14 protein-coding genes are annotated in these 15,447 nt (G+C 46.7%); all 14 read left to right on the forward strand.

Going from position 1 to position 15,447, the window contains the following annotated elements:
* Positions 1 to 9 precede the first annotated feature (9 nt).
* The 14 genes from AB4Z08_RS20255 to AB4Z08_RS20320 all read left to right on the forward strand — a co-directional run bounded on the left by AB4Z08_RS20255 (position 10) and on the right by AB4Z08_RS20320 (position 15,220).
* Positions 10 to 861: a hypothetical protein gene (locus AB4Z08_RS20255; protein WP_441575597.1), complete on the forward strand. Its 852-nt coding sequence runs from the start codon at positions 10 to 12 to the stop codon at positions 859 to 861.
* Positions 862 to 1,047: 186 nt separating this feature from the next.
* Positions 1,048 to 2,598 carry an arylsulfatase gene (locus AB4Z08_RS20260; protein ID WP_441575598.1) on the forward strand — a complete coding sequence of 517 codons (1,551 nt, stop codon included), beginning with the start codon at positions 1,048 to 1,050 and terminating at the stop codon, positions 2,596 to 2,598.
* 67 nt (positions 2,599 to 2,665) lie between these two features.
* On the forward strand, positions 2,666 to 3,625 hold the full coding sequence (locus AB4Z08_RS20265) for an AAA family ATPase (RefSeq protein ID WP_441575599.1): 960 nt from the start codon (positions 2,666 to 2,668) through the stop codon (positions 3,623 to 3,625).
* The gene (locus tag AB4Z08_RS20270; protein WP_441575600.1) at positions 3,622 to 4,575 is read left to right on the forward strand and encodes a DUF58 domain-containing protein; all 954 of its coding nucleotides are present in this window, start codon (positions 3,622 to 3,624) and stop codon (positions 4,573 to 4,575) included. The genes AB4Z08_RS20265 and AB4Z08_RS20270 overlap by 4 nt, the downstream gene beginning before the upstream one ends.
* A gap of 6 nt (positions 4,576 to 4,581) precedes the next feature.
* On the forward strand, positions 4,582 to 5,070 hold the full coding sequence (locus AB4Z08_RS20275; RefSeq protein WP_441575601.1) for a DUF4381 domain-containing protein: 489 nt from the start codon (positions 4,582 to 4,584) through the stop codon (positions 5,068 to 5,070).
* Positions 5,048 to 6,040: a VWA domain-containing protein gene (locus AB4Z08_RS20280; RefSeq protein ID WP_441575602.1), complete on the forward strand. Its 993-nt coding sequence runs from the start codon at positions 5,048 to 5,050 to the stop codon at positions 6,038 to 6,040. Before AB4Z08_RS20275 ends, AB4Z08_RS20280 begins: the two co-directional genes overlap by 23 nt.
* Positions 6,033 to 7,760 (forward strand): VWA domain-containing protein, encoded by a 1,728-nt coding sequence (locus AB4Z08_RS20285; RefSeq protein ID WP_441575603.1) that lies wholly within the window; start codon positions 6,033 to 6,035, stop codon positions 7,758 to 7,760. Before AB4Z08_RS20280 ends, AB4Z08_RS20285 begins: the two co-directional genes overlap by 8 nt.
* Before the next feature lie 53 nt (positions 7,761 to 7,813).
* The gene (locus tag AB4Z08_RS20290) at positions 7,814 to 9,169 is read left to right on the forward strand and encodes a BatD family protein (RefSeq protein ID WP_441575604.1); all 1,356 of its coding nucleotides are present in this window, start codon (positions 7,814 to 7,816) and stop codon (positions 9,167 to 9,169) included.
* 253 nt (positions 9,170 to 9,422) lie between these two features.
* Positions 9,423 to 10,553 (forward strand): hypothetical protein, encoded by a 1,131-nt coding sequence (locus AB4Z08_RS20295; RefSeq protein WP_441575605.1) that lies wholly within the window; start codon positions 9,423 to 9,425, stop codon positions 10,551 to 10,553.
* Positions 10,550 to 11,608, forward strand: coding sequence for a DUF481 domain-containing protein (locus tag AB4Z08_RS20300; RefSeq protein ID WP_441575606.1), 1,059 nt, complete (start codon positions 10,550 to 10,552; stop codon positions 11,606 to 11,608). The genes AB4Z08_RS20295 and AB4Z08_RS20300 overlap by 4 nt, the downstream gene beginning before the upstream one ends.
* A 16-nt stretch (positions 11,609 to 11,624) precedes the next feature.
* Positions 11,625 to 12,452: a hypothetical protein gene (locus tag AB4Z08_RS20305; protein ID WP_441575607.1), complete on the forward strand. Its 828-nt coding sequence runs from the start codon at positions 11,625 to 11,627 to the stop codon at positions 12,450 to 12,452.
* A gap of 30 nt (positions 12,453 to 12,482) precedes the next feature.
* Positions 12,483 to 13,043 (forward strand): DUF4136 domain-containing protein, encoded by a 561-nt coding sequence (locus tag AB4Z08_RS20310; protein WP_441575608.1) that lies wholly within the window; start codon positions 12,483 to 12,485, stop codon positions 13,041 to 13,043.
* Between the two features lie 23 nt (positions 13,044 to 13,066).
* Complete coding sequence (locus tag AB4Z08_RS20315; protein ID WP_441575609.1) at positions 13,067 to 14,056, forward strand: HAD family hydrolase; 990 nt, start codon at positions 13,067 to 13,069, stop codon at positions 14,054 to 14,056.
* A gap of 39 nt (positions 14,057 to 14,095) precedes the next feature.
* A complete protein-coding gene (locus AB4Z08_RS20320; RefSeq protein ID WP_441575610.1) occupies positions 14,096 to 15,220 on the forward strand; it encodes a formylglycine-generating enzyme family protein in 1,125 nt (374 codons plus the stop codon).
* Positions 15,221 to 15,447: the final 227 nt, after the last annotated feature.

Genomic DNA, 15,447 nt, shown 5'->3' on the forward strand with positions numbered 1-15,447 from the left:
ATACTCCTTATGAAAACAATTACTATCGGTTTATTATTGCTGTATTGCATGGGAGCTGTGGCACAAACAACGGAAAGCCGCGTGCATAAACATAAGCCTGCACCTCCCTGGTATGTGGATCGTTTTCGTATATCGGCGGGCTTCTTTATTCCTTTCAGTCATACAGACATCAGCGTTGGTAATACTGCCGGCACCAGGGGAACCAATATCAGTTTTGAAAATACATTGGGGTATAACCACACCAATTTTACTTTTCTAAGTGATTTTCAGTGGCGCGCCGGCAGGCGCTCCCGCTTCGATCTGGCCTATTACCGGATTGCCAGAAGCGCTGCCCATGTACTGGACAGGGACATCACCTTTGGTGATCATACTTACCCGGTGAATGCGGCTACCAGTAGTTTTTTTAATACAGATATTTTCCGTTTTTCCTATGGGTATGCACTGTTATGTAAGCCACGTGCAGAAGCCGGTATTATGATCGGTGCACATATTGTAAAAGCGGGCGTAGGTATAGCAGGCAGTACGAATGTAGGCAGCTTCGCCGCCAGCGATGATTATGGTTTTACGGCGCCCTTGCCGGATATTGGTATCTGGGGCGGCTATACGTTTGCCAAACGCTGGGCTGTGACGGGTGAAATCAGTTATCTCTCGCTCACGGTAGATAATATTAAAGGGAAAATTATCGCGGCCAATTTGCAGGTGATGTACCGGGTGATACAACGACTCAGCGTCACTGCCGGGTATACCGGATTTAATTTTGATGTACAAGCTACCCGTAAGAATCTGGTAGGGGACCTGGTATGGGGTTATAATGGTCCGGCAGTATCGGCCAGCTGGTCGTTTGGTCATAAGCCCTGGTAAACATTTACATCAAATGGTTTCCTGCACCAATAAAAAAGAAATAAACAAAAGCAGCAAGTTGTTGTTTATAACATTTATACTTCACACCTAAGCATACAATCAGCTTTCATCATCATCATCTGTATCGTTTTTCCATGAATGGAATAAGTACAGTTATTCATTGTGTATACTTAAACAATGGTTGATATGAAACGCTTTCCTGATTTCAAACGATTGCTCGTTTACGCCTGCCTGTTAGCTCCGACGCTTTCCTTCCACCCAGCGTCTGCACAGAAGAAGCCAAATATCCTGGTCATTTTTGGTGACGATATTGGTTTTTGGAACCTTAGTTATTGGAATAAGGGGATGATGGGTTTTAAAACACCCAACATTGACCGGATCACCAATGAAGGCGCCACTTTCACAGATTATTACGGACAACAAAGCTGTACGGCCGGCCGTGCTGCTTTTATTACGGGGCAATGTCCGTTCCGTACCGGTTTAACTAAAGTTGGTTTGCCGGGTGCTACAGTAGGATTGCAGAAGGAAGATCCTACCATTGCTGAATTCCTGAAACCATTGGGATACGCCACCGGCCAGTTTGGTAAAAATCACCTCGGTGATCAGGACAGGTTTCTACCTACTGCACATGGTTTTGACGAATTCTTTGGTAACCTCTATCACCTGAATGCGGAAGAAGAACCAGAGCATGAAGACTATCCCAAAGATCCTGCATTTAAGAAAAAATTTGGTCCGCGTGGTGTGATCAAATCTACGGCAGATGGTAAAATTGAAGACACTGGTCCATTAACTATTAAAAGAATGGAAACGGTAGATGAAGAATTTTACGGGGCGGCCATTGATTTTATGAAAAGACAAAAGCAGGCGGACAAACCTTTCTTTGTATGGTTTAATGCTACCCGTATGCATGTGAATACACACCTGAAACCTGCCTCCAAAGGCAAAACAGGACTGGGCTTACAGGCAGATGGTATGGTGGAACACGATGCCATGGTAGGGGATCTCCTGAAATTCCTGGATGATAACGGTCTTACTGAAAACACGATCGTGATTTACTCTACTGATAACGGCGCCATGAAATGCGAGTGGCCTGACGGTGGCGCTTCTCCATTCAAGGGTGAAAAAGATATGAACTGGGAAGGTGCTTTCCGTGTTCCTTGCGCCGTACGCTGGCCAGGGCATATTAAACCCGGTACCGTATTCAATGACATTTTTTCTGCGGAAGACTGGTTGCCTACCCTGGTAGCAGCAGCAGGCGGTGATGGAGATCTGCCGTCTAAAGCAGTGAATGGTGTGTCAGCAGGCGCCAAACATTTCAAGGTACACCTGGATGGATATAACATGCTCCCTTATCTGACCGGAAAGGTACAGGATGGTCCTCGTCACCAGTTCTTTTACTTCAGTGATGATGGAGATCTGATGGCTTACAGAAAGGATCGCTGGAAGTTTAATTATATGAAGCAGGATGCCAAAGGGATGAAAGTTTGGCGCGAACCAATGGATAAGTTACGTGCGCCGATCCTGGAAGACCTGAGATCAGATCCGTTTGAATATGCACATGATCATGCCTCTTCTTACTACGAAAAATGGTATATAGATCGTGCTTTTCTCGTATTGCCTTCAGCAGAAGAAGTAGGCGCCTATCTGGCTACCTATAAGCTATTCCCTCCGCGTCAGAAACCAGCCAGTTTCAATGTGGACGAATTTACCAATGCTTTGAAAGCAGGAATTAAATAAGTGTGTTGTTTAATGCCAGAAGGAGGTTGTTCCGCTACAGGAACAACCTCTTTAATTACTTTATACTATGACTACACTGGAACAGGTAAAAGCACTCAGACAACGTATAGGCGATGACGTAATTGGTCAGCAGGATGTGATAGATAAGATACTGATTGGTTTATTGACAGACGGAAACGTGCTGCTGGAAGGCTTACCCGGACTGGCAAAAACCAGGGCGGTAAAAAGTCTGGCGAAACACCTGGACTGTAAACTAAGCCGTATCCAGTTTACCCCGGATCTGCTGCCAGCGGATGTTACAGGAACGGAAATTTATCAGCCCCAGACCGAAGAGAAATTTATTTTTCAGCCCGGCCCTATCTTCAGCAACCTGGTACTGGCAGATGAAATTAACAGGGCGCCGGCGAAAGTGCAATCAGCCCTGCTCGAAGCCATGGAAGAAAGACAGGTATCTGTGGCCGGAAAAACGCATCCCATGCAACCGCTGTTTATGGTACTGGCTACCCAGAACCCCATCGAACAGGAAGGCACGTATCCTTTGCCGGAAGCGCAGTTAGACCGGTTCGTGATTAAAATAAATATCACCTACCCCGACAAGGAAAGTGAAATAAGTATCGTGAAACTGGTGAGGGAAGAATCGAAGAGCAAGACGACTCCTACCGCCGGTATCTCTCAACAGGTCATATTTGATGCGCGCAAAGAAATCAATGAAGTCAAAGTAGCAGATGGTGCAGCGAACTATATCGCAGATATCGTAGATGGTACCCGCTATCCCGAAAAGCTGGGCAAAGAGCTGGGGCAATGGCTGAACTATGGCGCCAGTCCTCGTGCCAGCATTAGCCTGGATCGTTGCGCCCGCGCAGTGGCCTGGCTGGATGGCCGTGATTATGTAACGCCGGATGATATACGTTTTATGGTGCATGATGTGCTGCGGCATCGCATTATCCTCAGCTATGAAGCCAATGTAGCCCGCATGAATGCCGATAAAGTCATTGATGAATTATTAAAAGTGATTACTGTACCATGATGGGAAAGAAAAATGATACTGCCGCTAAAACATACCCTCCCGGTGTAGTAATTACCCTGGAGGAACTCATGCGTTATGAATATTACGTACAGGATATTCCATTACTGCCGCAACACCCGGTATACACCATACTGGCAGGACGTCATGCTTCCAAATTAAGAGGGCGTGGGCTGGATTTTGAAGAAGTACGTATATACGTGCCCGGTGACGATATCCGGAACATCGACTGGAAGGTAACTGCCAGAACAGGTGAAACGCACTCCAAAGTATTTAACGAAGAAAAAGAGCGGCCTACGTTTGTGGTGGTAGATCAGACCACCCGGCTTTTCTTTGGATCGCAGCAACAGGTAAAATCAGTAGTAGCGGCACAGGTAGCTGCACTGAGCGCCTTTTATACCGTTCGCAGAGGTGACAGGGTAGGGGGCATTGTTTTTAATGAAGAAAGAAACGATTTTATTCCATCTGCCAGAAGTAAATCGCATGTACAGCATTTACTTACCCGCATAGCAGACATGAATGCACTGTTGCCTACGCGTACGCATATACGTCCGGCCCCGGTGGCGTTAAATGAAATATTGCATAAAACAGGTACACTGGTAACGCATGATTATGTGGTGACGGTGATCAGCGATTTTTCCATTGCCAATGAAGATACTTTCCGTTACCTGCAGCATATTGCAGCACATAATGATGTGATGCTGGTACATATCACGGATCCGCTGGAAGCGGCACTGCCTGATGGCAGCCTGGCGCTCAGTGATGGCATCAGGCAGGTGTTATGGAATAACAATAACCGGCATAACGGTGACCGATATACGGAGAATTTCGAAAACATGAAAAGTACGTTGACAGAAAGATGTAGAAATTATCATATTCCTATTATTTTTATAGATGCTGGTGCTGAAGTCAGCAACCAGATTATACATTTTTTCGGTAAAACCAATCATTAAGGCAATATGCAACAACCAACTACACAACAATATGGAGATCTCCTTGAACCGGCACCAGTGCCTTTTAGTTTTAACACACCTGGCTGGTACGTGGTGGACGTGTTATTATTGATAACGCTGTTGATATTGATGTTTAGCTATATAAAATACTATCAGCGTAACCGTTACCGGCGGGAAGCTATACAGTGGCTGGATCAGCGGAACAGGGAACCTCACCTGAAACAGCTGTACGAAGCGGACATGCTCCTGAAGCGTGTAGCCATGCGCGTATACGGCGCGGAAAAAGTGGCTACTTTACGGGACAGGGAGTGGATCAATTTTCTTAATAAGTGTAACCGCCGTACGTTTAGTTTTTCGGAAGATGACAGCCGTATGTTGTTTGACGCATTTTACCGGAACCCGCAGGGAGTCGGTGAAACAGAAGCCATCACGTTTATTTTAAAAACCAGGAACTGGATACGTTATCATCACCATGCACTTCGACATCGCCCATAAATGGGTAATACTGTTATTACCTTTACCACTGCTGGTATATTGGCTGCTCCCGCCATTGCGGCGGCGCAGGGCTGCATTGATAGCACCGTTCTTTCAAAGAGCCGTGGATATTTCAGGCCACCGCCCCCGCAGGAATGCCTGGGTAACCCGCAGGAACGCTTTTATGTACGGCGTACTGATACTATGCTGGTTATGCCTGCTCGCCGCAGCGGCTTCTCCGCGCTTTGTCAGCGAACCCGCCAAGCGTCCTAAAACGGTGCGCAGCTTTTTAATTGCCGCAGATATTTCTTTTAGTATGGCGCAAACAGACTGGCTGGTAAACGGCAGACGCATGAGTCGCTGGGAAGCAGTTAAATCGCTGATGAAAGATTTTATTGCCAACAGAAAAAGTGATCAGATGGCGTTGGTAGTATTTGGTAGCAACGCATATATACAGGCTCCGCTCACTACCGATCTGCCTATGATCAACTGGTTACTGGATCAGACGGAAGTAGGCATGGCGGGGCAAATGACTAATATAGGCGATGCCATTGCTTACAGCGTAAAGATATTAAAACAGGATACCCTGCGGCAGAAGGTGATGCTGCTGATTACAGACGGAGTAGATACCGGTACCGATCTGCTGCCCCTAGATGCCGCTAATATGGCGGGGAAAGACTCTATTACTATTTATACCATGGGGATAGGAAAAGCTTCCGGCAGCGGAGGCTATGACCTGGATGAGCCTACGCTAAAGGCAATTGCCGCCGGTACTGGTGGCCGGTATTTTAATGCGATGGATGAAAAAGGCCTCAGTGGTGTTTACAAGGCATTGGATCAGCTAACACCGGTAGTATACCAGGAAGAAAGTTATCAGCCGGTAACGCTGCTATATTATTATCCCCTGGTGGCAGGTGTGATCCTGGCGCTGGTATTCCAGTTTGTCAGCGGCAGTTATCGTTTCACCCGCAAAATGATGTCGCATGCCTGAGGCGATGGAACATATCAACTGGCGGATCGACTGGCAGCAGTTTCATTTTCTGCGGCCTGCAGCGTTGTATTTATTTATTCCGCTGGTATTGACAGTAATTATTTTATTGGCAGGCAACCGGGAACCGAAACGCTGGAAACATCTGATAGCACCGGTGTTGCGCCCTTATCTTTTTACGGAAGGTAATCGCTGGTCGCTGCTCTTACCCCTGGTGTTTTTTATATTGGGAATCAGCGCGGCGATCATTGGAGTGGCGGGGCCTGCCTGGCACAGAACCGTGGTGCCCGGGCAAAAAGTGCAGGCGGTGGTGCTGGTGGCCATGGATCTTTCAGCATCCATGAACGCCACAGATATTCCACCTACCCGTGTAGAAAGAGCCAAACTAAAACTGAGCGACTTCCTGAATGCTCACCCGGGCGCCAAAGCAGGCTTGCTGGCATATGCAGGCACACCGCACCTGGTAATGCCTTTCACTACAGATTATCAGCTGATTAAACTACAGGCGGCTTCCCTGAATGCGAAAGAGATGCCGGTGCCGGGAACGAATACTACACTCCTCATCAAATATATAGATACCCTCATGAATCCCGTGCTGGCGCCCAGTACGGTATTGCTGCTCACTGATGAAGTCACGGCTGCTGATGCGGCACTCTTTACCAATTATGTAAGCAGCAACATTCACCAGTTGGAAATTCTGCTGATGTCTTCACCTGCAGGTGCCCATGTGCCTGGATTTACGAAAGTCCTTTCCATGCAGGATGAAAGCGTATTACAATCGCTGCGCACCAATCCCCGCATTACCATTAACCACCTCACACTGGATACCACGGACGTAGGCGCTATCGCCACACGCATCCGGGAGCATCTCATCTTCGAAAAAGATAAAAGAACAGACGACAAAGCCTGGGATGATATGGGCTACCTCGTGATTGTACCTGTGGGATTATTGGTACTGCTATGGTTCAGGAAAGGCTGGGCCATACAATGGTGCTGTATACCCTTCCTGTTGCTGCTGGGGAGTTGCAGTGTGAACAGCCGGGAGGCCAATTGGTGGTATACACGTGATTACCAGGGACAGGTACTTTACAAAGCCGGCGACTATCAGCAGGCCGCAGACCGGTTTAAAGATATTCCTCACAAAGCTGCCGCCGCCTTTAAAGCCGGCGATTACGATGCTGCCGCCGCTTTATATGCGCTGGATAGCAGTGCATCGGGGCAGTATAATCTCGGGCTCGCCCTGGCAAAGTCCGGTCGTTTTGATGAAGCCATGAGCGCCTTTGCCAGAGCGGGTCAACTGAATCCGGATCTGGAAAAAAAAGCAGCTAATAGTATCAGTAAAGTCAGCAAAGCTAAGATGCAGGTGGACTCTGTTGTTAAAATGGGGCAAAAGAATACTAAAGTAAAAGAGGACAAAAAGAATGGTCCCCTGAAAGAACGGAAACGTAAACCCGATGATCCCGGATTATCCGCAGATACAAAGGTAAAGAACATGCCCAAAACCGGTGACCGGCTTACGGATGAAGTAAAGTCCAATATTCACCAGGCACAGGAATCACAGGAAGGCCCTTCGAAAAATGACACAGCTACCAACAACGATGTAATGAAGCATATTATTCTCCGCAGGCCACCTGCCGACCCCGGGGAGTTTCTGCATAAAAGATTTGAGCTTCAGCGCAAACGGTATTTTCAGCAGGTAAAGCCGGGTACGGAACAATGGTAGCATTGGCGATACGTAAAACAAGTCTGATAAAACAGGATCAATAAACAGCACTCATGATAAGACAGTTCATAACGCTCATGTATATACTGTTTTGTGCAGCCGCACTGCAAGCGCAGGTGAAATGCTTTGCCAAAGTAGAGCTGGACAGATCCGATGTGTATATTCAGCAACCCTTTAAAGTCACTTATACTGTACTTACTTCCACCTGGTATACACAACCGTTGGAGTTTGATAATATACAAATCCCTGCTGCCTTCGTGATTCCTTTCACTAAAGCGCAACCGGGCAGGTTTACGGACAACGGTACCGAATATTCCGGCATACAGTTTTACTTTATTGTATTCCCTTATAAGGCAGGCGTATTCAGTGTGCCGTCTATTACTATCAACGCAGCAACGCCTCCGGAAGGGAGTGCGGTGAGCAGCAAAATAACGCTGCATACCACACCGGTATCGTTTGTGGTGAAGCCGGTCCCGAGGAGTTTGCCTGCCGGAGAAGACTGGCTCGTAGCCAGAGATATACTACTCAGCTCCCGCTGGAATAAACCGCTCACGAACCTGAAGGTGGGAGATGTGATTGAACGGACCCTGACCATTGATGCCAGCGGCACCCTGCCTCAGTTTATTCCGCCGATGGCAGACCGCAAAGTTTCCTGGGCGGAAGTGTATCCGGGTAAAGTGAGTTTACAGGATATGCGGGATGAATACAACGCAAATGGAGAACGGGTGCAAACATCTTCCTGGCTGCTCACACAGGCAGGCGAGTTTGAGCTGCCGTCAGAAAGTATTTCCTGGTGGAACCCTTATGCAGCAAGAATGTATACCCGTAGTATTCCAGCGGTGAAATTAAGCATAGCACCTAACCCTGGGCTGGGAATGCTTACCACACTGAAGGATAGTCTGGCTAAGACTGCCGCCCCTACGCAAAGTGCAAAGAAAGGTCCTTTCCTGATAGCGGGCATGATCTGGTATAAGGCCCTTGCATTGGGAGTAGCCGGACTGCTATTGCTGGGGTTTTTATTAAAAGCAGTTTTGTATCTCTCTCTAAAAATAAAAAATGCGCGGAAACATTACCTGCAAAGTGAAGCTTACTGGTTCCGGCGATTGATGAGAACAACTACAGCTAACGGAAATGTATCTACGCAGATATACCAGTGGTGGGACAGGTGGCCGGCCATACCTAAAAATCCGGCAATAGGTGCTACCCTGCAGGAGCAGCAGGAAGATGCGGTAGCCACAGAATGGGCGGGGTATGAGGCTGCTGTGTATGGGCAGGGAGGGATGGATAAAAGCGAGGTGGAAAAATTAAAACATAGTTTCAGGCAGTACCGTAGAAGGAACAAACGGAGACACAGCGCAGGGCATCCTGTTTCGCTGCAAGGAAAAAATAAATCATCTGCAAAAAATTAAAAGTATTCTTTTCAAACATTTTTGTTTTGGCGGGTGTTAACTATGAAACAGACTTATTTTTACGGTCTGATTTTATAAGCCGCGCAAGTGAAACCTATTATAATATTGGCCACAGGCCGTTTTTGATACAGCACCCGCTGTACTCCTTAGCATATCAGGCAAGCATCATCATCATCCTGTAGAAATGATTCCATTTCTGTTTAATTATTTAAACGGGGACGGTATGCTATGATATGCTAAATGATCAGTTTCCATGCAACAATTTTTTTTTATCATAAGGTTTAACGGATACAATAGTTGGCAAAACCGATGGAGCCGGCAGGGAGTTCTCTCCCTGCCATTCATTATTCAACTGCTGCGTGCCCGCTTGAAATTATATTTCATATCGGGATTGTTGCTGTTGGTACAAATGTCTGCACAAGGCCAGGCCGGCGCGGGTATGAAGGTAGGAGATAATAATAAGCATTACCACGACAGTGTTCGCAGGGCAGGCTATCCATATCGTTTCCCGATATTAGGCAGCAAGATGGTCGAGAAAGGATTCAGCGTGCAGTACCCGGTAGGGGCTATGTTGAACTTTACCAATGGTACCCAGCAAGTAGATATCACGGATCTTAAAGTAGGGTTTAATGATGTGGCGCCGGTACCACTTGATTTTATCAGGTTTGGGGAGGTAAAAGCAACGATGCAGAGCATAACAAGTCGTGTGGATCTGTGGGTATTGCCTTTTATTGATTTGTACGGAATTGTAGGTTTGGTGCAGGCAAAAACGAACGTGAACATTGTTTCTCCTTTCCAGTTTTCCAGTGAAGCCGATTTTAAAGGTTATACCATGGGGCTGGGAGCTACGCTGGCTGGTGGTTATCACGGTATCATTACCATCTCTGATATTAATTATACCTGGAGTCATCTGAATAAACTGGATGATGTAGTGAAGTCACTGATGGTCACACCACGGGTCGGATATAATTTTACATTTAAAGAGAGACCTTATAAATCTGTGGCGTTATGGGTAGGAACCACTGGTTTTTTTGTGAACCAGGGAACATCTGGTTCTATTGATTTATCTGACCTGGCCCCCAGTATGAGTAAAGACCAGGCAGAGAAAATCATTGCTGAAACGGAGCAATGGTACCAGACGTTGACAAAGCCACAGCAGGTGGTGGTAAAAAGAATTGCACAGGCCATATTGAATAAAATAGACAATCTCCCGGATGATATCACCGTCAACTATTCTCTGAAGAAAACACCGGTCTCACATTGGAGCATGGCGATAGGAGGGCAGTATCAGTTCAATAAAAGATGGCAGGTAAGAACGGAAGTAGGATTTCTTGGAGGTCGATCCTCCGTTTTATTATCCGGTAATTACAGATGGCGTTGGTGAAAAAGATATGGGCTATACTATTGTTTACCGGTTGCTGTATGCTAACACCGGTAGCACTGTTGGCGCAAGTGTTACACCCGGATGTAAGTGATGTTATTGAGTTTATGGATGGAGATAGAATAGTTGGGAAGGTGAAGAAAATACAGCGGGGTGAGTTAACACTGGATCCTGATAAGCTGGAAGACCTGGTAACCATTAAGCTGAGAAATATAAAATCGATTACGGCCCGCAGGAAACTATACCTGATAGAAAGTATCGCGAATAAAAAGTACTACGGGATACTGGAGTCCGGACGGGAACCGGGATGGGTAAAGATTATACAGGCAAAGGATACGACTGAATTATTTATAGAAGACCTGGATAATATCGAAAACCTGGATAATAATTTTCTGAAGCGATTGGATGGCACGGCAAGTCTTGGTTTTTCGTACTCCCGTTCCAGTAATATAGGGCGTATCAATGAGAGTCACAATATGACCTATAGTACCCGTCACTGGCTTTTCCTTACTTCCGGGGATCTGATGTATACCATGGATAGTGAGTTTAAGGGAATAGAAAAAGCAGATCTGGCAGTGCAGGCCTACATTGAATTCTGGCGGAAATGGTTTGCCGTTTCTTCGGTTCAGTTTCAGCGGAGTACCGAGTTGGGATTGAGTGCACGTTTACAGCTGGCGGAAGGAGCGGGTCCTATCCTGATCAAGAACAGGCGAAATGATCTGAGAGTAGCGTCCGGCATTTCTATTCAGCGGGAGTTCAGCACAGACAGTATACAAACGGACCGCACAGTGTCTACAGAGATACCGCTGTTTGTAAACTATTATCTGTACAAGCTTGGGACGCCGGAGCTGACATTACAGGCGACCAATTCGGTGTTCTTTAGTTTGTCGCAGGGGGGCCGCTGGCGTACGGATCAGAATATTACCCTGTATTGGAAAATTGTTACGCACCTGAATTTAAATGTGCAGTTCTATTTCGATTTTGATAGTCAGCCACCAAATGTGACCGCACAGAAAACGGATTTTGGTACTGTATTCAGCATAGGTTATTCATGGTAAAAAATAATCAGTTCTTATGGAATATTTTAAGCTAAAATATGCGCTGCCACTGACATTGGTCAGCACATTGTTATTGCCTGGTCTTGTAAAGGCACAGGAAGGAAAGCCGGCGGGTGGCGGCCTTTCGCAGGAAGAAATTGCGAAATCCAATAACCCGTTGGCAGAACTTAACCAGATAAGTTTTCATGACTATATCACCATGCACCAGCGCGGTACCACAGAAGTATCGAATACGATGAACCTGCGGGGCGTGATGGTAGCGGGCCGGCAAATTATCCGGGCTACGATTCCTTTTACTACTACACCGGCGTCTAATAAGATGGGATATAATTCGGGGCTGGGTGATATCCAGATTTTTGATGCGATCCGGTTTACCAAAAACGGTGCTGCTACAGATCTTGGTGTTGGGCCTATGTTGGTTATACCTACCGGTAGCAATGATTTCCTGGGTTCCGGCAAATGGCAGGCAGGTGGTGCATTTGTAGCTATGCATCATATTACCGGCGGACATGTAGCAGGTGCGTTGGTTACCTATCAGCATTCCTTTGCAGGGCAAACAGACCGTAATGATGTGAGTGTCCTGGCCTTTCAGCCGGTGCTGACTTTCAACATTGCAGCCGGGTTGTATGCGCGCAGTGCCGGCGCCACCTGGACATTTGATTTTGAAAATGAACGCACGCTGATTCCTTTTGGATTAGGCGTTGGTAAGGTGTTTAAGGCAAACCGTGCGATGGTGAATGTATTTGTAGAGCCCCAGTTGACAGTTTACAGCGAAGGCGCCGGGCAGCCTGCCTACCAGGTATTTTTTGGTATGAACCTGCAATGGGCCAAGAAAGGAAAATAGTTTTTTACAACCTCACATAAAACGAACATTATGAAAAGTTTGATCCTCTGTTCTGCAGTCTTTCTATTGCTGCTGACGGCCTGCGGACCTACACTGAAAGTGACGTCTGACGTAAACAAGCAGGCTAATTTCACGGGCTTTAAAACGTTTGCCCTGTATAATCCCGCCGGTCAGCAAAGTCCGGTCAGCGAATTAAACAGAAATCGTATAGACCAGGGCGTTATAGCAGCGATGGTTGCCAAAGGCTATACTCAGGCAGATACCTCTACCGCAGATTTGCTGGTAAATCCGATTACCATTGCCAAGCAGGGACAGAATGTAACGGCTAATACAGACTCCTATGGCTACGGAGGTTTTTACAGACCTTACTACTGGGGTGGTGGCATGGGAATGGGGTCCAGCACTACTACTTTTTCCGTAGACAAATACATTGACGGCTCTGTGATCGTTGATGTGATTGACCGCGCAAAAAGGCAGCTGTTGTGGCAGGGTGTAGGTAATAGCCAGATTGATGGCCCTATCAAAGATCCGGATACTAAAATACCTGCAGCAATGACGAAGATAATGGCCAGTTTCCCTGCTAAAATGTAATGTGCTCAGATAAAACAATTATTATGATAGCAACCGGTAATAGAAATCATCTCAGAAGATGGGTAGTGTTATCTGTAGCATTGGTCTTTTCTCTCCGCTTGCAGGCGCAGGAGGATCCTTTACCGTCCTGGAACAACGGGACGGTAAAGCAATCCATTATCAGCTTTGTGAAGGACATCACCAGCGAGGGATCTGATAAGTTTGTACCGGTAGAAGATCGTATTGCCACATTTGACAACGATGGAACACTATGGGCGGAGAAGCCCATCATACAGGGACTTTTTGCGGTGTTTCGTGTGCATCGCATGGTGCAGGCTAATCCCGCATTGAAGAACAAAGAGCCTTTTAAAGCGGTTATGGAGAATGATAAATCTTATTTCGCCAAAGCAGGAGAGAAAGGGCTGATAGAACTGATAGACCTCACCCACACCGGTTTAACAGAGCAGCAGTTTGCCACAGAAGCAAAACTTTTTTTTGAAACGGCGAAACATCCTTCACTGGATGTGCCACTGGCCAATGTGTTATATCAGCCCCAGTTGGAACTGTTAAACTACCTGCGCATGAATGGTTTCAAAACATTTATCTGCTCAGGAGGTACTGTAGAATTAATGCGGGCTATCAGCAAATCCTATTATGGCATTCCTCCCGAACAGGTGATAGGGACGGAGTTTAAGTACCGTTATGCAGACAGCGCCGGTGTGAATGACATCTACCGGTTGTCTGGTATCCGGACGATTAACGACAAGCAGGAGAAGCCGGTAAACATCCAGTATCACATTGGTAAAAGGCCGATACTGGCCTGTGGGAATGAAGGTGGTGAAGGAGATGTATATATGCTGCGTTTTTGCCAGGGAAGCAGCTATCCTTCCCTGCAGCTGCTGGTAAATCATGATGATGCCCAACGTGAATTTCAGTACGAAGAGAAAGATAATAAATCGCTGAACATGGCAGCTCAGTACCATTGGCAGGTGATTAGTATAAAAAACGACTGGAAGACAGTCTTTAATAAATAATAGCTGCCGGTTTTTGTCATCAGTAAAAATCTATCTGAAATGATCATTAAAAGCAGGGTTTTGCCGCTGGGGTTACTACTGCTAAGCTGCAATCAGCCGCCTGCCCAACAGTCGGCGGCCGATAAAGTAGGTACGGCGGTTTGTTGCGCTGTGCCATCGCGGTATGCAGCTAAGGCGGCAGATAAGGATCCGGATAATATGATCTTGTTATCCGGTGGCGAATTTATGATGGGCACCGATGAAAAAGATGCCTATGATCAGGAGAAGCCCGCTCATCGGGTGAAGGTAGATGGCTTCTGGATAGATAAAACAGAAGTCACCAATGAATCCTTTAAAGCTTTTGTAGATGCTACCAGCTACATCACCGTTGCAGAAAGAAAGCCGGTATGGGAAGATATCCGCAAGCAATTACCTCCGGGTACGCCCAGGCCTTCAGATGACTTGCTGGTAGCCGGATCTATGGTATTCATTCCTCCCGACCATGCGGTAAACACACATGATATTTCCAACTGGTGGAAGTGGGTAGCCGGCGCCTCCTGGCAACACCCGGAAGGACCCGGCAGCAACCTCAATGGACGCTGGAAACATCCGGTGGTACAGATTGCCTGGGAAGATGCTGCCGCTTACGCTAAATGGGCGGGCAAACGGTTGCCCACTGAAGCAGAGTGGGAATACGCTGCCAGGGGAGGAAAGCCGGAACAACGTTACGCCTGGGGAAATGAGTTTACGCCAGGCCATCATTATATGGCCAATACTTTCCAGGGCCATTTTCCGGATAAAAATTCAGGAGAAGATGGATTTAAAGGAACGGCTCCTGTCGCCAGTTTTCAGGCCAATGGTTATGGGTTGTATGATATGACCGGTAATGTATGGGAGTGGACGGAAGACTGGTACGATGCTTCCCTGTACAAGAAAATTAATACACGCGCTGTGCTGGTAGATCCTCATGGCCCCAATGCGACCAATGATCCGGACGATCCATATGCAATTAAGCGGGTGACCAAAGGCGGCTCTTTTTTGTGTGCCAACGATTACTGTGTGAATTATCGTCCCAGCGCACGAAGAGGTACTGCTTTTGATTCCGGCGCCTCGCATATCGGCTTTCGTTGTGTAAAGGATAAGACAGGAGATGCTGGTAAAGCAATATTGGTTCAGAATAAATAAAATAATGAGTGATGAAGAAAATAATAGCCATTCAACAGAATGGCTTTTTCTTTTCCTGGAATCAGCCATCAGAACGCATCGATGGCTGATGTGCATATGCCCGGATGTTTAAGTTATCATGATGGTAATGGATACATGTTTGGAAGCACATCACATATTCATGTTATTTTAAGATAAATGTTTTTCTGAATTGTAAAACCGCTTTAAATTTGCCAGCTGTTTTGTAT

Source organism: Chitinophaga sp. RAB17 (assembly GCF_052114225.1).
Lineage (GTDB): Bacteria > Bacteroidota > Bacteroidia > Chitinophagales > Chitinophagaceae > Chitinophaga.